The following is a 19,821-nucleotide window of genomic DNA, read 5'->3' on the forward strand; positions in this document are numbered from 1 at the left end:
TTTGCTGTCACAACGGGGGCTTGAGCGAATCAGATCCTCCGGGGATCAGAGGAACGGGATTTCTCCCTCAAGTTGTATGCGAATATCGGCGCTACCTCTTAACAATTCCTTACCGGAGCGCCAAAAAATTTACCAATGTGTACCACTCATGAAATCTAGGTAAATTCGGCCGACATATTTCATTAACCATGACTGAGTGCCTGAAAGCTGAAATCCACTCCGCGAATGGTCCAAGATCAGATTGGGTGCATGGGACGGTTCAGCTCGCGAGTTCCGGCAGGTTCCTGAAAAGGTCCAGCGCCTCGGGATTTGCGAGCGCCTCCTTGTTCTTGATGGCACGGCCATGGACCATGTCGCGCACCGCAAGCTCGGTGATCTTGCCCGACTTGGTGCGCGGTATATCGGTGACGGCAACGATCTTGGCCGGCACGTGGCGCGGGCTTGCCCCGCTGCGGATTTTCGAACGGATCCGCTTTTCCAGATCGGCATCGAGTTCCGCGCCAGCGGCCAGTCGCACGAACAGCACCACGCGCACGTCATTGTCGAAATCCTGACCGATGCAGAGCGCCTCCAGGATCTCCGGCATCTGCTCGACCTGATTGTAGATCTCCGCCGTGCCGATGCGCACGCCACCGGGATTGAGCGTGGCGTCGGAACGCCCATGAATGATCAGGCCGCCATGAACCGTCCATTCAGCGAAGTCGCCATGGCACCAGACATTATCGAAGCGCTCGAAATAGGCGGCCTGGTATTTCTTGCCGTCGGGGTCGTTCCAGAAGCCGATCGGCATGGCGGGAAACGCCTTTGTGCAGACCAGTTCGCCCTTCTCCTGCCGAATGGGCTTGCCGTCGTCGTCCCAGACGTCGACGGCAAGGCCAAGACCCGGGCCCTGGATCTCGCCGGTCCACACCGGCAATGTCGGCACGCCCAGCACGAAGCAAGAGACGATGTCGGTGCCACCCGAAATCGAGGCCAGATGGACATCCTGCCTGATGCCGTCATAGACGAAACGGAAGTCCTCCGGCGAGAGTGGCGAGCCGGTGGAGGAGATGGTGCGCACGGTGGACAGATCATGCGTGCGGATCGGCTTGAGGGCGGCCTTGCGTACAGAATCGATGAATTTTGCCGAAGTGCCGAAATAGGTCATCTTCTCGGCGTCGGCGAAGTCGAACAGCGCATTGCCATCGGGATAGAAGGGCGAGCCGTCATAGAGCAGCAGCGTCGCCCCCGACGCCAGGCCGGACACCAGCCAGTTCCACATCATCCAGCCGCAGGTGGTGAAATAGAAGAAGCGGTCGCCATCGACGAGGCCGGCATGCAGGCGCTGTTCCTTGACGTGCTGGATCAGCGTGCCGCCTGCCGAATGGACGATGCATTTGGGGATGCCGGTCGTGCCCGACGAAAACAGAATGTAGAGCGGATGCGCGAATGGCAGACGCTCGAAGGTAAGGGGCCTGGCGGCAAAGGGCGCCAGCGCCTCTTCCAGGGCCGATGCACTCTCGATGGTTTCGGCGACATCGGACGAGGTGCCCAGATAATCGACGACCAAGATCTTGCGCACCGTGCCGAGCTTGGCCGCGACGGCGGCGATCTTGTCGGCGACCTCGATCGCCTTGCCATTGTACCAGTAGCCATCGGGCGCGATGAAGACGACGGGCTCGATCTGGCCGAAGCGGTCAAGCACGCCCTGCTCGCCAAAATCGGGAGAGCAGGACGACCAGACGGCTCCGATCGATGCCGCCGCGAGCATGGCTGCGACGGTCTCGGGCATGTTGGGCATCATCGCGGCTATGCGATCCCCCTTCTTCACCTTGAGCGACAGGAAGAGTTGCTGCAGGCGTGACGTCAGCGCGTGCAGCTCATTCCAGGACAGGCGGCGCTCGACCTTGTCCTCGCCGCGAAACACGATTGCATTGCCCGAACCCGTCTTCTTCAACAGGTTCTCGGCAAAGTTCAGGGTCGCATCGGGAAAGAAGGCGGCGCCGGGCATCCTGTCGCCGTCGACGAGCACGCGCTCACTGCCCTTGTCGCCAACGATGCCGCAAAAGTCCCAGACCTGGCTCCAGAACGCCTCGCGATCGTCGACCGACCAGCGGTGGAGCTCCGCATAGGACGCAAAGGGGGTGCCGGCTTTCGCCGCCGCGACCTTCATGAAGGCCGTCATCGGTGCCGCATCGACCTGGTCTTGCGTTGGGGTCCACAGGGGTGCGTCGCCGGTCATGATCGTTCCTCCACGGTCATCTCCGCTTATGCATATTGCAACGCAGCAGAGCAAGATTTTGTTCGGCACCCCGCCTGGGCTGTGCGCAAATGCCATCGCCGGGCCATAAAGACTTGAAATGCGTCAGCCGTGAGTTACACCCGTCAGGCGATTTGTCGGAATGAAAGCATACAGGGCGAGATGCCATCCTCTTTGATCCGGCGCGGAATATGGGCGATCGGCGCTGCCGTGATCGTCGCCGTACTGGTGGTCGCGACCCTGCCGCTTATCGCATCGACACGCATCGTGCGCGACCGTATCGCCTGGGAAATGAGCGCGTGGAGCGGGTTCCGGGTCACCATTGAAGGTTCGCCTCGCATCGAGGTCTGGCCGACATTCCGCGCCATCCTTACCGATGTGACATTGTCGCAATGGACGGATGCCGACGCGCCGCCGGTGATCGAAGCCGAGCGTGTCGAGGTCGACCTTTCCGCAATGTCGGCGCTGCGCGGCGACGTGGTGTTCTCGACGGCACGGCTGGTGCGGCCGACAATCAGGGTTCAGCGCACGAAAAACGGCCTGTTCCTGCCTGCCGTGCCTTCCGGCGGACGGATAGCCCGGTCTGTCGACACGGCGCGGGGCGTGCTCAATGCCGACCCGGCCAAGCCTGACCTGAGCAAGCTGCCATCGGATCCGTTCGGCACCATCGAGTTCAGGGACGGGCGCATGGTGGCTTCGATCGGCGGCAAGGACGTCGAAGTCTTGAGCAGCCTGACAGGACAGGCGAGCTGGGCCGCACTGAACAGCAACGCGTCGCTGTCGGCCACCGGCATATGGCGAGGTGAAAGTGTCGCCCTGGATGTCGCTTCGCAGAAGCCACTGGTGCTGTTTGCGGGCGGTGCCGCACCCCTGACGCTATCCTTCAAGGCCGCGCCTGCCACCTTCTCCTTCGATGGCACGGCCAGCATGTCGGACAACGCCTATTTTGATGGCCAGGCCAAGTTTTCAGCGCCCTCGCTCAGGCGCCTGCTCGAATGGACGCAGGCAGGAATAGCGCCTGGAGCGGCCATCGGCTCCGTCTCCGTTTCCAGCAAGGTCACCGCGACCGCCGGGCGCGTCAAGTTCGAAAACACGGCGATCGCACTCGACAACAATCCCGGAATGGGCGCGCTGGACTTCTCCTTCGGCGAATCGCGGCCGTTGATCTCCGGTACGCTTGCTTTCGACACACTCGACCTGTGGTCGTTCCTATCGGCATTCACGCCCTTGGCGCCCGTTGACGGAGCCAGCCCCAGCGAAGTCGATACAAGTTTCGCCGACCGCATCAACCTCGACCTCAGGCTATCGGCGGCACATGCCACGGCGGGCGCGATCCAGCTTGCCGACGTCGCCGCCAATGCCCAGGTCAAGAACGGCCTGGCTGTCTTCGATATTTCAGATGCTTCCGCCTTCGGCGGCAACGTCCAGAGCAGCCTTCGTTTCGACCGCAAGCCGGAGGGAACGCAGGTCGAGATACGTCTCCTGGCCTCCGATATCGATGGCGGCGCTTTCGGCACCGCTGCCGGCATGACGCAGCTGGTTCCGATTGGCACCGGCACCGTGTCGCTCATCCTCAAGGGACCCGGCCGGACCTGGAACTCCATATTCGAGAACGCGGACGGCTCTGTCTCGGCGACCTTCGGTCCTGGCGCGCTGAGCAAGCTCAATCTGCCGGCTTTCCTCAAGCACACCGAACAGGGCGGGTTCTTCGCACTGGACGACGTTTCGGACGGAACGCTGCCTATCGACGGAGCGGAGCTGAAGGCCAGCATTTCCAAAGGCGTCGCCAGGATCGACAAGGCCGAAGTCAATTCGGCCAAGTACAAGATCTGGCTTTCAGGCATTGCATCCTATGCGGGGCGCGGACTGGCTCTGTCGGGCGGCGTGATCCAACCGGACAAACCGGCGCCACCCGCCAATAATCAGCCGGCCAACAGCCAGGCCAACAATCCTCCGCCTCCCAGCCAATCTTCCTTCTTTGTCGGCGGGACGTGGACCGCGCCGTTCATCTCGCCCATCAGCCGCGGCATTTCCGGCGAATAGGCCGCCTTCTTTCGACGCCCCCGCCTCCGCCCCGCAGGTCACCCGCGCTGTGCGGCCTGCTCGTCGCGCTGACGCTGGACCTCGCGGCGCTTGTTGGCGAGCGATGCGATGATGACGCCGATCGCGACGACGGCGATCAGGATGGTGCAGGCGGCGTTGATCTCCGGTGTGACACCGAGGCGCACCTGGCTGTAGATCTTCATCGGCAGCGTGGTGGCGCCGGGTCCGGAGGTGAAGCTGGCGATGACCAGATCGTCGAGCGACAATGTGAAGGCCAGCATCCAGCCTGACACGATTGCCGGCAGGATGACCGGCAGCGTGATCTGGAAGAAGGTCTTTACCGGCGGCGCACCGAGATCCATCGCCGCCTCTTCCAGCGAGCGGTCGAAGCTGACCAGCCGCGATTGGACGACGACCGCCACGAAGCACATGGTGAAGGTGATGTGCGCGAGCGTGACGGTGAGGAAGCCGCGATCGAGGCCGACGGCGACGAACAGCAAGAGCAGCGACAGACCGGTGATGACTTCCGGCATGACAAGCGGTGCAAAGACCATACCGGAAAACAGCACCCTGCCCTTGAAGCGCGTGTAACGCGTCAAGGTCAGTGCCGCCAGCGTGCCAAGCACGGTCGCCACCGTGGCCGAGATGACGCCGACGCGCGCCGTCACCCAGGCGGCGTCCATGAGGCCCTGATTGTGGAACAGCGACACGTACCATTTGGTCGAGAAACCACCCCAGACGGTGACCAGCTTCGACTCGTTGAAGGAGAAGACGACGAGCAGCACGATCGGCAGATAGAGAAAGGCAAAGCCCAATACGATCGAGGTGATGTTGAAGCGGCTCCAGGTCGTGTTCATTTGTCCTGCTCCTGGGCGCGCGCCTGGGCCTGCTGGAAGATCATGATCGGCACGGTCAAGAGCAGGAGCAGGATCACGGCGACGGCGGATGAAACGGGCCAGTCGCGGTTGGCGAAGAACTCGTTCCACAACGTCTTGCCGATCATCAGCGTCTGCGATCCGCCGAGCAGATCGGGAATGACGAACTCACCGACGGCGGGGATGAAGACCAGAAGGCAGCCGGCGATGACGCCGGGCAGCGACAGGGGGAAGGTAATCTTCCAGAAGGCCGATGTCGGCGGACAGCCCAAATCCTTTGCAGCCTCGATCAGCGAGTAATCCATCTTCTCCAGCGACGAATAGAGTGGCAGCACCATGAAGGGCAGGTAGGAGTAGACGATACCGATGAAGATGGCCGTGTAGGTGTTGAGGATGACAAGCGGTTCGCTGATGACATGCAGCGACAAGAGAAGCTGATTGAGCAGCCCCTCCGGCTTGAGAATGCCGATCCAGGCGTAGACGCGGATCAGGAACGACGTCCAGAACGGCAAGATGACCAGCATCAGCAATGTCGGGCGGATCGAGGCCGGCGCGCGCGCCATGCCATAGGCGATCGGGTAGCCGACCAGCAGCGTCAGGATGGTCGATATGCCGGCGATGACCACGCTGGAAACATAGGCGTTGAAGTAGAGGGCATCCTGCGTCAGCCAGACGTAGTTGTCGAAATTGAGCCCGCCGAACCGCGCGAAGAACCCGGAAATGCCGTCGCTGAAGTCGAGCGTCGGGGTGTAAGGCGGCATGGCGATCGCTGTCTGCGACAGCGATATCTTGAAGACGATAATGAAGGGAATGAGAAAGAAGAAGAGCAGCCAGACATAGGGAATGATGATGACCAGCCGGCTAATGAATCCGGCACCCAGCCGGGTCAAGACCGACTTTGATGCGCCCGACGGAGCGGCCGCATCGGCGATGGCGACGTTCGACATGACCGCCCCCTACCTTGTCAGCACAACGCCGGCATCCGGCCGGAACGACACCCAGGCGCGGTCGCTCCAGTTCAGCGGATCCTCGGTGACACGGGATGCGTTCATGGAGCTGGCCCGAACGACCTGCCCATCGTCCAGCTTGACGTGATAGACGGTCATGTCGCCGAGATAGGCGATGTCGTAGACCTCGCCCTCGATGGCGTTGACGGTTTCAGCGGGCCTCTTCGATGAAACCTTGATCTTCTCCGGCCTGATAGCGAAGGTCACCGCGGCTCCGGGTGCGGCGTTGCCGGCGTTTTCCGTGCGGATCGTGATGCCGTTGCCGGCATCGATGCTTGCCCCGCCGTCGTCGCCACGCGCGATCTTGCCCTCGAACATGTTCACATTGCCGACGAAGCCGGCGACAAAGCGAGAACTGGGCGCCTCGTACACCTCCGCGGGCGTCGCAACCTGCATCACCTCGCCCTTTTCGAGAATGGCGATGCGGTCGGCCATGGTCATGGCCTCTTCCTGGTCGTGGGTTACGACGACGAATGTCAGCCCCAGCGTCTGCTGCATGTCCATCAGTTCGAATTGGGTCTCCTCGCGAAGCTTCTTGTCGAGGGCGCCAAGCGGCTCGTCGAGCAAAAGCACTTTGGGCCGCTTGGCGACCGAGCGTGCCAGCGCAACGCGCTGGCGCTGGCCACCGGACAGCTGGTGCGGCTTGCGCTTGGCGAACTGTTCGAGCTTGACCAGCTTCAGCATCTCGGCGACACGCGCCGCGATTTCGGGCTTCGGCATGCCGTCCTGCTTCAGGCCGAAGGCAATGTTGTTCTCGACCGTCATGTGCGGGAACAGGGCGTAGGACTGGAACATCATGTTGACCGGCCGCCGGTAAGGCGGGATGCCACGCAGGTCCTGGCCGTCGAGCAGGATGCGGCCGGCGGTCGGCTCCTCGAAGCCGGCGAGCATTCTCAGCAGCGTCGATTTTCCGCAACCGGACGCGCCGAGCAACGCGAAGAACTCGCGCTCGAATATGGTCAGCGAGAGGTTGTTGACCGCCGTGAAGTCGCCGAACTTCTTGGTGACGTTGTCGAATTGAATGTACGGCTTGGCATTAGGGTCGGTCCACGGCGCGAAATCTCTGCGGATGCTGCCAAGCGATTTCATGTCCCACTCCGTCCTGCTGCTTTGCCCAATAGCCGTTCAACCTGGTTGAACCGACCTGTGGCTGTCTTGTTTCGGGCATGGCTCCTTTCGGAGAGCCGGTCCCCAACTTTTCCGGATCACGCCTTGACGATGCCAGGTCCCGGCAGTTGGACCGCCGGGACCTGTTCGAGACTGTTATTGGCCCGTGACTATCTTGGTCCAGCTGCGCGTAACGATGCGCTGGGTCTTGGGATCATAGGGCGCTACGGTATAGAGCTTCTTCACCGTCTCCGCGTCGGGATAGACCGACGGATCGTCAAGGAGGGTCTTGTCGACGAACTGCTGCGACGCCTTGTTGCCGTTGGCATAAAGCACGACGTTCGACGATTTCGCGATCACTTCCGGCGTCATCATGTAGTTGAGGAATTCATGCGCCTCGGCGACATGCGGCGCGTCGGCGGGGATTGCCATCTGATCGAACCACATCTGAGCGCCTTCCTTGGGCACCGAATAGCCGATCTCGACGCCCTGCTTGGCGTCGACGGCTCGGTTGCGGGCCTGGAATACGTCGCCCGACCAGCCGACCGCCAGGCAGATGTCGCCATTGGCGAGAGCATTGATGTATTCGGACGAATGGAACTTGCGGATATAGGGCCTGACCTTCAGCAGGGCCTCTTCGGCCTTGGCGATATCGTCCGGCGAGGTGCTGTTCGGATCAAGGCCGAGATATTTCAGCGCCGCCGGAATGATGTCGGCTGGCGAGTCCAGCACATAGACACCGCAGTCCTTCACCTTGGCCAGCTTTTCCGGATTAAAGAAGACGTCCCAGCTGTCGATCTTGTCGGTGCCGAGTGCCGCCTGCACCTTCTTGATGTTGTACCCGATGCCGACCGTGCCCCACATGTAGTTGACCGAGTATTCGTTGCCAGGATCGTATTTGCTGGTCCGATCCGTGATGACGTCCCACATGTTGGAAATGTTCGGCAGCTTCGACTTGTCGAGTTTCTGGAAGACCTTGGCCTGGATCTGACGCGCAAGGAAATTGGCTGACGGTACGACGACGTCGTAGCCGCTGCCGCCGGCAAGCAGCTTGGTCTCCAGGATCTCGTTGGAATCGAACGTGTCGTAGACGACCTTGATGCCGGTCTTCTTGGTGAAGTCGTCGATGATCGTCGGGTCGATATAATCCGACCAATTGTATACATTCACGACGCGATCTTCCGCGTGGCTTCCCGGCGTGAAAAGCGCCAGGAATACCGAGGTTGCCGAAAGCCAGAGCGCTTTGCGGATCATGCTATTCTCCTTTGGTGAGTGTTCCTTCGCCGGCTTGTCGCCGCAGGAGCGCTGCCGGACATTTGGTTCAGACTATTGAGCTCTCCCGAGGGCGACAAGCGCGAACCGCCAGTATTATGGCAGTCCAAAGCAAGTCCGGCAGGAGCTCTATATCGTGAGTTGGATGGCGTTCCGTTGCCGTCAGAAGCTTTCGCCACTGCGCGGACACAAATACAACGATGTGAACCGGTCTCAAACGGGCCAGCGGGGAGACTTGGCAAGATACGCCTGTCTTGTTGTTGCCGTATTGTCAGCCTGCCCGCCCGATAGCGACGTTGTCAATGGCAAAGCCGTGGGTTGCATCAATTACATCAATTGGGAGAAGGCAGGCCGGTGACACCCGGCCTTACCGGTCGCGCCTGGCGCTTGAATTCGAGCCCGATATGGACGAGCAACGCAGTGACCACGACGGCACCGCCGACGATGGTGCGTCCCGACGGCACCTCGGAATGGATGAGCCAGACCCAGATCGGCCCAAGGATCGGCTCGAAGGTGCCGAGCAACGCGGCGATGGCCGCCGGGATCAACCGCGCACCGGTGGCGAAGAAGGCAAGGCCGAGCCCGAGATTGATGACGCCGAAGGCAAACAGAAAGCCCATGTCGTGGCCTGAAACGGCAAAGGTCGACGCCTGCGACGCCGCGAAGGCGGCGGCCAGGATCGTGCCAAGACATGTGGCCGGCGTCATGCGCACATGGGCAAAGCGCCGCGTGATGACGGTGGCGATCGAAAACATGACTGCGATGAGCAGCGCCAGCCCGTCGCCGATGGGAGACACGGCGCCATCAAGGGATTCCGACACCATGATGGCGACGCCGGCAATGACGGCGGCAATTGCCACCCATGTCGTCACCGACACCCTTTCGCGAAACAGCGCCCAGGCGAACAGCGCGGCCAGCAGCGGCACGCCGGCCTGCATCAGCAGGATGTTGGCGACAGTGGTGTAGGACAACGCCACGACGAAACAGGTCGATGCGACGGCAAAGCAGATCGCCACGGCAAGGCCAGGCAGACCCATGTCGCGGAACAACTTCAGGGTGCCTCGCCAGCCGTCCCGCCATGCCATGAAGCCTAGAAGAAACGCAGCCGCCCAGACCGAGCGCCAGAACACCACTGTCCAGCTGTCATCTGCATGTATGAAACGGGCAAAGGTTCCGCCGAAGCTCCACATCAGCGCGGACAGAAACACCAGCAGGTATCCGGCACGCTCTTCCCGCCGTGAAACAATCGGCAAGACGGCAATCGGCGGTGATGCTGTGTCGGTCATGGGCACGACTGTCGACGTATTCGGAACGCTACGATGCGCAACGGACGACAAAAACCTGCCCTATTCGCGTAACGCAAAGCCAGCGCCCAGGCGTGATCCAGCCAAATGCGATGGTTGTGGCAAAGTCCACCGCGCCGACGTCCGTATCTGCATCACTGGAAGTCGAACGCGCTCAGGCCCGTCACCATCTCGTCCAGGCCAAGCGGTCTCGTCACCGGGGGCTCCGCCCGCGCCAGGCAACCGATGCGTTCGCAGAGCCGGCAGGCTGGCCCGACCGGCGTGGCCATTACAGCGCCGGCCTTGGCCGCGCCGCCAACCGCGCCGGGCAATGCGGCGCCATAGACGATCTCGTCGTGGAAACCGATGTCGCAACCCAACAACAGCGCGGTGCGGCGCGGACGTTCCGAAAACGAGCCCTGAGGCCCTTCGAGCGTACGGGCGATGCAGAGGAACTCCGCCCCGTCCGGCATTTCCACCGCCTCGACGAAGATCTGGCCGGGCTGCGAGAAAGCGGCATGCACGGGAAGTTTCGGGCAACCACCGCCAAAACGGCTCTGCGGGAATCCCTGGCTGCCCGCCTTTCGAAAGCGGTTGCCGGCATTGTCAACCTCAAGCATGAAGAACGGCACCGCGGAAGCGCCGGAGCGCTGCAACATCGTCAGCCTGTTCGCAGCCTGCTCGAAGGAAACCCCGAAGCGCGAGCGTAGCACGTCGACATCGTAACGCGCCCGCATGGCAGCGGCGTGGAAGGCCTGGTAGGGCATCATCAGCGCGTGAGCCACGTAGCGGCCGAGTTCGAAACGGGCCAGTCGGCGGGCCTCGTCGGTGGTCAGCTTGAGCGCCTGGATCTCGCCAGCGACGGCGACCGTCATGCGGATCAGGCAAGCCTCCATCGCGACTTCGCGCAACTGGTCGAAAGGCGAGAGGCGCTCGGACAGGAACAGGCGTTGCGAATGGCGGTCGTAGCGGCGACGCCAGTTGGGCATGGTGGCGACCGGCAGCACCTTGACCACGATGCCATATTCACGCTTCAGCCAGGCCTTCAGCGCACCGAACAGGTCGTCGCCGGGATCGAGAACCGACGTGAACGCCTCGGCCTCTTCCTCGAGAGCGGCAAAATGGTTGGGACGGCGCTGGAAGACCTCATGCACCTCGTCGATCGGCAGGCGCGCGCCTGAAAGTGCTGTCGCCCTGCCCTCGCGCGCAAGGAGTTCATTGAGATCGGAAAGACGTTCAGCCTGCTCGCGATAGGCCCGGAACAGCTTTATCACGGCGGCCGATGCATTGGGCGCGGCCTCGGCAATCTCGATCAGTTCCTGGTCGCCGGGAAGTTCGCCAACCAGCAGCGGATCGGTGAAGACCTCTTTCAGAGCCGCGATCGATCCTCGCGCCTCGCCCTGCAATTCGTGAGGATCGACCTTGTACACGGACGCCAGCTTCAGGATCAGTTGCACCGTCAGCGGCCGCTGGTTACGCTCGATGAGGTTCAGATAGGACGGCGAAATGCCAAGCCCCTCGGCCATCGCCGTCTGGGTCAGCCCCTTGGCGTTGCGAACGCGCCGGATCCGTGGACCGGCAAAGATCTTCTGGTCAGCCATCGATTCGCCGTTGACAGGAATTTACAGACATTCGCGTGTGATATCCGTAACATCATCTTTTACAAGTATGACAAATTTACAGCTTTCACCTGTCAAACACAACACAGGTTTTCTCTTATTTTTCGCGAAATTCCTGGTTTTCTCTCGCTCATTTCGCGCTGCAATGTAAACTCAGTCACACGGAGGCAGCACATTTGACCGCAGCCCGAGGCAGATCGCAGAATCTTCGGAGTGACCCATGACTGATTTTTACAACCTTGTTCCCTCGGCACCGGAAGGCCGCTTCGACGGCATCGAACGACCGTATTCGCCCGAAGACGTGAAGCGGCTGCGCGGTTCGGTGCAGATCCGGCAAAGCCTCGCCGAGATGGGAGCGAACCGGCTCTGGAAGCTCATTCACGAGGAGGATTTCGTCAACGCGCTCGGCGCCATGTCCGGCAATCAGGCGATGCAGCAGGTCCGCGCGGGGCTGAAGGCGATCTACCTTTCCGGCTGGCAGGTCGCCGCCGATGCCAACACGGCCTCGGCCATGTATCCGGACCAGTCGCTTTATCCTGCCAACGCAGCGCCCGAACTGGTCAAGCGCATCAACCGCACGCTGCAGCGCGCCGACCAGATCGAGACGTCGGAAGGCAACGGCCTGTCGGTCGACACATGGTTCGCACCGATCGTCGCCGATGCGGAAGCCGGCTTCGGCGGACCGCTGAACGCCTTCGAGATCATGAAGGCCTTCATCGAGGCGGGTGCGGCCGGCGTCCACTACGAGGACCAGCTGGCGTCGGAGAAGAAGTGCGGCCATCTCGGCGGCAAGGTGCTGATCCCGACCGCGGCGCACATACGCAATCTCAACGCCGCGCGGCTTGCGGCAGACGTGATGGGCACGCCGACCTTGGTCGTGGCGCGCACCGATGCGGAGGCCGCGAAACTGCTGACCTCCGACATCGACGAGCGCGACCAGCCTTTCGTCGACTATGACGCTGGGCGCACGGTGGAAGGCTTCTACCAAGTCAGGAACGGCATCGAGCCATGCATCGCGCGTGCCATTGCCTATGCCCCACACGCTGATCTGATCTGGTGCGAAACCTCGAAGCCCGATCTGGCGCAGGCAAAAAAATTCGCCGAAGGCGTGCGCAAGCATCATCCAGGCAAGCTGCTGGCCTACAATTGCTCGCCCTCGTTCAACTGGAAGAAGAACCTCGACGACGCGACGATCGCCAAGTTCCAGCGGGAGTTGGGCGCGATGGGATACAAGTTCCAGTTCATCACGCTGGCCGGGTTCCACCAGCTCAATTTCGGCATGTTCGAACTCGCTCGTGGCTACAAGGCACGGCAGATGTCTGCCTACTCCGAACTGCAGGAAGCAGAATTCGCGGCGGAAGCCCATGGATATACCGCCACCAAGCACCAGCGCGAGGTCGGCACCGGCTATTTCGACGCGGTGTCGATGGCGATCACCGGCGGCCGGTCTTCGACCACCGCCATGCATGAATCGACCGAGCACGCCCAGTTCAAACCGGCAGCGGAATAGCTGACCAGACACAGAGGAAACGCCCGAAGGGGCATGGAAATCCGAGGAGAAGAGCAATGGCATCGATCAGCCGCGTCAAGGAACGAGCAGAAGAACAGGCGACCACCATGAGCGTCGACCAGCAGGCGACAATACGCATGCTGGCGAACGACCTGCACAGGCTCAACCAGTCTGTTATGAAGGCGGTCGAGGCAGGTGTCTCGGTGGAGCTTGTGCGCTCCGCGAGACATCATGGCGGCGACGGCAACTGGGGTGATCTGCTGATACCGGTGATCGTCACGCAACAGCGCCACGACTGATCGAACAGCCCTCAGATCCAACATTCACCTGCGCAATCTCTGCGCAGGTGAATTTTGTTTTTGCAGACACAACAGTACAGAAGCAAATACTAACTTCCTTGGCTTAAACAGCGCCTTCGATACGCTTCATTTCATCTTGACTTGGCTCGCGATCTCAAGCCAATAGTCCCTCTGATTTCAACTCTGCATTGAAATAGAGCAAACGGCCCGCCCGCCCATGTGCCCAGTGAATCGCGACAACGAAATCACAAGACACCTGAACCTGGTGACTCGAAACACGGACGCCGAGATATCCACGGACTTGTCACATGTTCTGGTTGTGGGGAAATCGCCGATCAACCGCGTGGTCGTTTCAAAGATCGTCGAACTGTGCGGTCTCAGGCCGATCTCGGAATCGCCTGAGACGGCGGCAAGGGCGTTGCGGTCCCTCATTCCCGGCGCCGTTGTCCTCGATGGGGGGCCCGACAACAAGGACTGCGACAGCCTGATATCGGGCATTGATGCGCTGCGGCGGGCCTCGGGGAAATCACGCCCCCCCGTGATCCTGCTTTCCACCAAGAATGGCACGCCGGAGAGCCTCGGCCTGTCGAGCATCGTCGATGCGGTGGTTGCCAAGCCAATTACGCCCGAACGCCTGCAACCGGTGATCGACCGACTGATCGGGCTCCGGCGCAACCAGGCTGTGGACTGATACAGCCGATCGACGCCGACCGGGGCACCGTCAGCCGCTTTTCGTGATGCTTTCTATCAAGCCGGGCAGTTCCCCGAGATCGGCTATCTGGCGGAAGCGGGATGCTCCCACGGGGGGCTCGACATGCTCGAGAACCCAGGTCAGTTCATGCGGTACATGGATGCCCCAACCGCCGGCCTCGATGGCAGGAACCACGTCGGACTTGAGTGAGTTTCCGACCATCATGCTTTTTTCAGGACCATCGCCGTGGCGGCTGAAGATGCGGGCATAGGTGGCCGCGCTCTTGTCGCTGACGATCTCCACGGCATCGAACAGGTCTCCGAGGCCCGACTGGGCCAGTTTTCGCTCCTGATCGAAGAGATCGCCCTTGGTGATCAGCACCAGCCGATAGGCGCCAGCAAGCGCCTCCACGGTTTCACGCGCATGAGGCAGCGCTTCGATTGGATGGTTTAGCATCTCGCGGCCAGCGGCGAGAATTTCGGCTATAACCGAGGCTGGAACACGACCTTCGGTGACCTCGATGGCCGTTTCGATCATCGACAGCGTAAATCCCTTGATGCCGAAGCCGTAGACGGCAAGGTTGCGTCTCTCGGCATCCAGCAATCGCGCCGAGATGTGCGTTTCCTCGCCATGGTCAACGAGCATGGCGACAAATCGCTTCTCGGTCATGCGGAAGAATTGTTCGTTCTGCCAAAGCGTATCGTCGGCATCGAAGCCGATCGTCGTCAGTTCGGACTGCATTCGGTCACTGCGGTTGATGTTTGGGACGTCAAACTAGGCTGATTGACGCAATTTTCAATCATGTCGGCAAAGGCGACCGGCTCCCCTTCCCTTCCATCGTGGGGCACGGCTATACTCTGGCATCCGTAATCAAACCTGGTGAATGATGCCGCCTGCAAAAAAGGAAGTCCGTCCGTCGAGCCGCGGAGGACGCGCCCGCACACCTGCCTTCGTGAAGAACCATCGTGGGGTGAAGAACTGGAAGGAAGTCAGCGAGTGGCTGGAATGGCGCGGCATCGAGGACATAGAGTGCATTACGCCTGACCAGGCAGGCGTCGCCCGCGGCAAGATGATGCCGTCGAAGAAATTCACCTCCAACACCTCGCTGGCGCTTCCCTCGGCGGTGTTCATGACGACGATATCCGGCGGCTACCCGGAAGACGGCAACGGCTTCCACTATCCGGAGGACGACGGCGATCTCAAGCTGATGCCGGATCTCTCGACGCTGACCGTCGTGCCGTGGGAAGAGGATCCGACGGCGGCGGTGATCTGCGATCTCGTCCATCAGGACGGCCGCTCGGTCGAGTTCACGCCGCGCAATGTCCTGAAGCGCGTAGTGGCAGCCTATGACAGGCTCGGCCTCAAACCCGTCGTGGCGCCCGAGATCGAATTCTACTTGGTCCGCAAGAATCCCGATCCTGACTATCCGCTGACCCCGCCCGTCGGACGTTCGGGACGAGCGATCGGCGGCGGCGCCGGCTATTCGATCGCCGGCGTCAACGAGTTCGACGAACTGATCGATGACATCTATCATTTCTCCGAGAGCCAGGGGCTAGAGATCGATACGCTGATCCATGAAGAGGGCGCCGGCCAGCTCGAGATCAATCTGCGCCACGGCGACCCGATCGAGCTTGCCGACCAGGTCTTCATGTTCAAGCGTACGATTCGCGAAGCCGCGCTGAAGCACGAGATCTACGCCACCTTCATGGCCAAGCCGATCCAGGGACAGCCTGGTTCCGCCATGCACATCCACCAGTCGATCATCGACAAGAAGACCGGCAAGAACATTTTCTCGGCCGAGGACGGCTCGGAAACCGACGATTTCTTCCACTTCATCGGCGGTATGCAGAAGCACGTGCCAAACGCGCTGGTGATGTTCGCGCCCTATGTCAATTCCTACCGCCGGCTGACCCAGGCGGCCTCCGCCCCGGTCAACAACAAATGGGGCTATGACAACCGCACCACGGCCTTCCGCGTTCCCCGTTCCGATCCCGCGGCGCGGCGTGTCGAAAACCGTATCCCTTCGTCAGACGCAAATCCCTATCTGGCGCTCGCCGGCTCGCTCGCCTGCGGGCTGATCGGCATCACCAACAAGATCAAGGCCGAGGCTCCCGTCCTGACCACCGCGAACGCGGATGAAATCGACTTGCCGCGCGGCCTGCTCGAAGCCGTCGACCTGTTCGAGGGTGATGAAGAACTCTGCGCACTGCTGGGCAAATCCTTCGCCGCCACCTATGCGGCGATCAAGCGGGCGGAGTTCGAGACCTTCATGGAAGTGATCAGCCCGTGGGAGCGGGAATATCTGCTGCTGAATGTTTAGAGCAACAGGCAGTAGGCAATAGGCAATAGGCAATATTGAATAGCCGATAGAATGCCTACTGCCTAAAAATTACTACCTACAATTTACTACTGCCTACTGCCTAATCCCTTACTGCCTATTCCCCCCAATTCCCTGAGTCTTCGCCGCATCATGCCCTACCAATCCCCGATTTCACCCGGCCGGTCCTGGTATGAGGACACGGCTGGTCCACGGCCGGAATACCCCTCGCTCGACGGCGACCGGAGGTGCGACGTCGTCATCATCGGCGGCGGCTTTACAGGGCTGTCGGCGGCGGCTCACCTGGCCAAGGCAGGCACCAATGTCGTGCTGGTCGAGGCGTATCGCTTCGGCGACGGCGCATCCGGTCGCAATGGCGGCCAACTCGGCACCGGCCAGCGTGCTTGGGCGGAAGAGATGGAGGCGGAATATGGTTTTTCGCGCGCCAAGGCACTGTTCGACCTTGCCGAGGAGGCAAAGGCCCATCTCCTTGAATTCGCCGCCGCCCATCAGATCGATATCGATTATATGCCGGGCCAGCTCTCGGTGGCGCACAAGCCGCGCTATGTCGACGACTACAAGGCGCATGCCGAGATCATGGCCGGGCGCTTCGGTTACCCGCATATCTCCTTCATGGACGCCAAAGAGACCGCCGAACGGCTGGGCTCGACACGATATTTCGGCGGCACGCGCGATGCCGGCACTGGCCATATCCACCCGCTGAAACTGCTGATCGGCACCGCACGGGTGGCGGCCCAGGCAGGCGCACAACTGTTCGAACAGACATCGTCGACCGGCATCACCTCAAGCGGCGGTAAGGTCAGGGTCACCACCCCCAGCGGCACGGTCACCGCCGACAAGTGTCTTATCGCGGTCAATGCCTATGGCGGCACGCTCGAGCCGGTGAGTGCGGCGCACATCATGCCGATAGGTTCCTTCATCGGCGCGACGGTGCCACTCGGCGCCGGTTCCAGCGTGCTGCCAGGCGGCGAATCAGTCGATGACTCGCGTTTCGTCGTCCGGTACTTTCGCAGATCGATGGATGGACGGCTGCTGTTTGGCGGGCGCGAGGTCTATGCGGTCAATGACCCCAAGGATATCCACATCCATATCCGCCGGCAGATCGCCGAACTTTATCCCGCGTTGAAGGACGTGGAGATCACGCATGGCTGGGGCGGCTATGTCGGGATCACCATGCCGAGAAAGCCGTTCGTGCGCGAGGTCATGCCCAATGTGATCTCTGTCGGCGGCTATTCCGGCCACGGCGTGATGCTTTCGAACTTTTTCGGCAAGCTCTACGCCGAAACCGTTGCCGGCAACCGGGATAGACTGAAGATGATCGAGGATCTGAATATACCTCCCTTTCCCGGTGGACGCCGCTTCCGCGCCCCGCTGCTTTTCCTCGCCCTGAACTGGTTTGCCTTGAGGGACAGGATTTAGCGATACATTGCAAAACTCTTAACAAGGGCGCACTGATGCCACAATCAGCGGCAAATGATGCCGACCGTGGGTGATTAACGGGGATTTCCGCGGGCCTGCCCGCTTTAAGTTTGGGACCGATGCCGATCGGACGCCGGGCTTCCGGCGTTTGATCGAAAGAACATCGGCCCGCATATGGAGGTGGCAAGAGTGAAAGAGCCATTCAGTTTCGGCACGCCGGAACGGCGGCGCTTTGCCATGCAGTTCGGCTATGACACGCGACCCTCGTTCTGGCAGGGAATCCAGTCCAACTCGCATCTTGTGATCGCCGTGGTCGGCACCGCGGCGCTTCTCGGTGTCGCGGCCGTGGCGCTATGGCTGGCATTGCCGGCCAATGAGCGCCAGGCAATTGCGAGTGCGGAGCAGACCGTCCCGACTGTTCCGGTGAAGACGATGAAAGTTGCCACGATCCCCGTCGCGACCACGATCGCGGCGGCGACATTGCCGCAGGCGAATCGCAAGGCAGACAAGGTTTCACCGGCGGCGGCAACGGCGGCAGCTTCCAAGGCTGTGATCACGACGCTGGCATCCAACGATCCGCGCTGGACCGGATCAGGCTCGAAGCCGCCCTCCGGCACCACTGATACGTCGCCCGCCCCACAGCCAAGTCCAACTGCCCAGGCGGCCGACAAACCAGCTGCCGCCGCGGCGTTCGCCGAACCGCCCGCCGGAACGAATGCGTCCACGGAACTTGCCAAGGTCGCGGCGCCCGACAATGCCGACACCAGCGACTCGGCCGATGGCGCGCAGACAGCGGCCATTCCCGAAGTACAGCCGGTGGTACCGCCACAGCCCGCGGCCACCGGAGACACCGACAGCCAGGCCAAGCCACACAAGGCAGCTGCTGTCGGCACTGGACGCATACTGAGGCCGGTCACCATGCGAAGCGGTCCGAAGACAAATGCCGCCGCCATCACGACCGTTCCCGCCAAGACATCGGTGCAGTTGGTGAGTTGCAAGCAGTGGTGCGAAATCGTCTATAACGGCAAGCACGGCTGGGTCTACAAGAGCTATATCAAACCCGGCGCCTGAGACGGCGCCCGGCAGTAGAGCCACCAAAGCAGCCGTTGTCGGGACACGCCTACGACTGGCGATGCTCCCAGGCCAGTTTCGCTGGTCTCAACCGGTCGGATGCGGCACACGAGCCCAGGATTATCCTCGGGCTTCCAGTTCGGCCCGCCGCTCAGATGCAGCGGCCGCCATCGACCTCCAGCGCGACGCCGGTGATGAACGCCGCTTCATCCGATGCAAGCCATAGCGCTGCATTGGCGATATCCAGCGGTGTCGAAAGCCGGCCAAGCGGTATCGATGCGCGGAACCTGTCGCGGGTTTCCGGCGTGTCCGCGCCCATGAATTTCTCCAGCATGCCGGTTTCGCCGGCGACCGGGCAAAGGCAGTTGACGCGGATGTTCTTCGGCGCCAGTTCCACCGCCATCGATTTGGTGGCGGTGATTGCCCAGCCTTTGGAGGCATTGTACCAGGTGAGGCCAGGTCGGGGCCTGATGCCAGCAGTAGACGCCGTGGTCAGGATGACGCCGCCACCCTGCCGCTCCATGACCGGCACCACCGCAAGAGCGGCATGATAGATCGCCTTCATGTTGACGGCGGTGATCAGGTCGAAAGTCTCCTCGTCGACCCCAAGCATATCGCCATTGCGATGGGTATAGCCCGCATTGTTGACCATGATGTCGATACGGCCGAAGGCGCTTTTCGCGGCGTAGACCATCTCGTCGAATTCCGAGCGCAGCGAGACGTCCGTCTGCGTCCAGATCGCCGCCTCGCCGATATCTTTGGCGACGCGCTCGGCGCCCTTGGCATTGAGGTCGGCGACAACGACGCGCGCCCCCTCTTCCGCGAAGCGCCTGGCCATGCCTTCGCCGAAGCCCGATGCAGCGCCAGTGATGATGGCGACCTTGTTTTCAAGACGCATGATTTGTCCGCCCTTCCAGATCCATCCTTCAGCCACGAGGCATGCTGCCGGCCGCCGTGGCTCAAGCAGTTACATACATGGCGCCGATTTCTCCCTTAGCTTTCGTCACATTCGCGTTCTATGCTGCAATTGCGAAGGCGTCCGGGAGTC

General features: G+C 61.4%; 16 protein-coding genes. 7 read left to right on the plus strand and 9 right to left on the minus strand.

Features of this window, described 5'->3' with window-relative positions; all coding sequences use genetic code 11:
- Window positions 1-259: 259 nt before the first annotated feature.
- Window positions 260-2,221: an acetoacetate--CoA ligase gene (locus tag ACO07C_RS12220; protein WP_421914417.1), complete on the minus strand. Its 1,962-nt coding sequence runs from the start codon at window positions 2,219-2,221 to the stop codon at window positions 260-262.
- 180 nt (window positions 2,222-2,401) lie between these two features.
- Here ACO07C_RS12220 and ACO07C_RS12225 point away from each other — a divergent pair, with 180 nt between their 5' ends.
- Window positions 2,402-4,282, plus strand: a complete 1,881-nt coding sequence (locus tag ACO07C_RS12225; RefSeq protein ID WP_421914418.1) for an AsmA family protein — start codon at window positions 2,402-2,404, stop codon at window positions 4,280-4,282.
- A gap of 38 nt (window positions 4,283-4,320) precedes the next feature.
- On the opposite strand, the gene ACO07C_RS12230 is transcribed toward ACO07C_RS12225, so the two are convergent.
- The 6 genes from ACO07C_RS12230 to ACO07C_RS12255 all read right to left on the minus strand — a co-directional run bounded on the left by ACO07C_RS12230 (window position 4,321) and on the right by ACO07C_RS12255 (window position 11,427).
- Complete coding sequence (locus ACO07C_RS12230; RefSeq protein ID WP_421914419.1) at window positions 4,321-5,139, minus strand: ABC transporter permease; 819 nt, start codon at window positions 5,137-5,139, stop codon at window positions 4,321-4,323.
- Window positions 5,136-6,104, minus strand: a complete 969-nt coding sequence (locus ACO07C_RS12235) for an ABC transporter permease subunit (protein ID WP_421914420.1) — start codon at window positions 6,102-6,104, stop codon at window positions 5,136-5,138. The genes ACO07C_RS12230 and ACO07C_RS12235 overlap by 4 nt, the downstream gene beginning before the upstream one ends.
- Window positions 6,105-6,113: 9 nt before the next feature.
- On the minus strand, window positions 6,114-7,253 hold the full coding sequence (locus ACO07C_RS12240) for an ABC transporter ATP-binding protein (protein ID WP_421914421.1): 1,140 nt from the start codon (window positions 7,251-7,253) through the stop codon (window positions 6,114-6,116).
- A 174-nt stretch (window positions 7,254-7,427) separates the two neighbouring features.
- On the minus strand, window positions 7,428-8,525 hold the full coding sequence (locus ACO07C_RS12245; protein WP_421914422.1) for a polyamine ABC transporter substrate-binding protein: 1,098 nt from the start codon (window positions 8,523-8,525) through the stop codon (window positions 7,428-7,430).
- Between the two features lie 350 nt (window positions 8,526-8,875).
- A complete protein-coding gene (locus ACO07C_RS12250; protein WP_421914423.1) occupies window positions 8,876-9,829 on the minus strand; it encodes a DMT family transporter in 954 nt (317 codons plus the stop codon).
- Window positions 9,830-9,981: 152 nt separating this feature from the next.
- A complete protein-coding gene (locus tag ACO07C_RS12255; protein WP_421914424.1) occupies window positions 9,982-11,427 on the minus strand; it encodes a helix-turn-helix domain-containing protein in 1,446 nt (481 codons plus the stop codon).
- A gap of 238 nt (window positions 11,428-11,665) precedes the next feature.
- Between ACO07C_RS12255 and aceA the strand changes: the two genes are divergently transcribed.
- From aceA to ACO07C_RS12270, 3 genes are all read left to right on the plus strand, one after another.
- Window positions 11,666-12,955 (plus strand): isocitrate lyase, encoded by a 1,290-nt coding sequence (aceA, locus tag ACO07C_RS12260; RefSeq protein ID WP_421914425.1) that lies wholly within the window; start codon window positions 11,666-11,668, stop codon window positions 12,953-12,955.
- A 56-nt stretch (window positions 12,956-13,011) separates the two neighbouring features.
- Window positions 13,012-13,254: a hypothetical protein gene (locus ACO07C_RS12265; protein ID WP_227348935.1), complete on the plus strand. Its 243-nt coding sequence runs from the start codon at window positions 13,012-13,014 to the stop codon at window positions 13,252-13,254.
- A 217-nt stretch (window positions 13,255-13,471) separates the two neighbouring features.
- Window positions 13,472-13,945 (plus strand): response regulator, encoded by a 474-nt coding sequence (locus ACO07C_RS12270; RefSeq protein ID WP_421914426.1) that lies wholly within the window; start codon window positions 13,472-13,474, stop codon window positions 13,943-13,945.
- 30 nt (window positions 13,946-13,975) lie between these two features.
- On the opposite strand, the gene ACO07C_RS12275 is transcribed toward ACO07C_RS12270, so the two are convergent.
- On the minus strand, window positions 13,976-14,686 hold the full coding sequence (locus tag ACO07C_RS12275) for an HAD family hydrolase (protein WP_421914427.1): 711 nt from the start codon (window positions 14,684-14,686) through the stop codon (window positions 13,976-13,978).
- 142 nt (window positions 14,687-14,828) lie between these two features.
- Between ACO07C_RS12275 and ACO07C_RS12280 the strand changes: the two genes are divergently transcribed.
- From ACO07C_RS12280 to ACO07C_RS12290, 3 genes are all read left to right on the plus strand, one after another.
- Window positions 14,829-16,265 carry a glutamine synthetase family protein gene (locus ACO07C_RS12280; protein WP_421914428.1) on the plus strand — a complete coding sequence of 479 codons (1,437 nt, stop codon included), beginning with the start codon at window positions 14,829-14,831 and terminating at the stop codon, window positions 16,263-16,265.
- A gap of 150 nt (window positions 16,266-16,415) precedes the next feature.
- Window positions 16,416-17,702, plus strand: a complete 1,287-nt coding sequence (locus ACO07C_RS12285; protein ID WP_421914429.1) for an NAD(P)/FAD-dependent oxidoreductase — start codon at window positions 16,416-16,418, stop codon at window positions 17,700-17,702.
- Between the two features lie 189 nt (window positions 17,703-17,891).
- On the plus strand, window positions 17,892-18,773 hold the full coding sequence (locus ACO07C_RS12290; protein ID WP_421914430.1) for an SH3 domain-containing protein: 882 nt from the start codon (window positions 17,892-17,894) through the stop codon (window positions 18,771-18,773).
- A 151-nt stretch (window positions 18,774-18,924) separates the two neighbouring features.
- Here the strand turns inward: ACO07C_RS12290 and ACO07C_RS12295 are convergent, their stop codons facing one another.
- A complete protein-coding gene (locus ACO07C_RS12295; protein ID WP_421914431.1) occupies window positions 18,925-19,671 on the minus strand; it encodes an SDR family oxidoreductase in 747 nt (248 codons plus the stop codon).
- Window positions 19,672-19,821 lie beyond the last annotated feature (150 nt).

The sequence above is a fragment of the Mesorhizobium sp. genome (assembly GCF_965229135.1).
Lineage (GTDB): Bacteria > Pseudomonadota > Alphaproteobacteria > Rhizobiales > Rhizobiaceae > Mesorhizobium.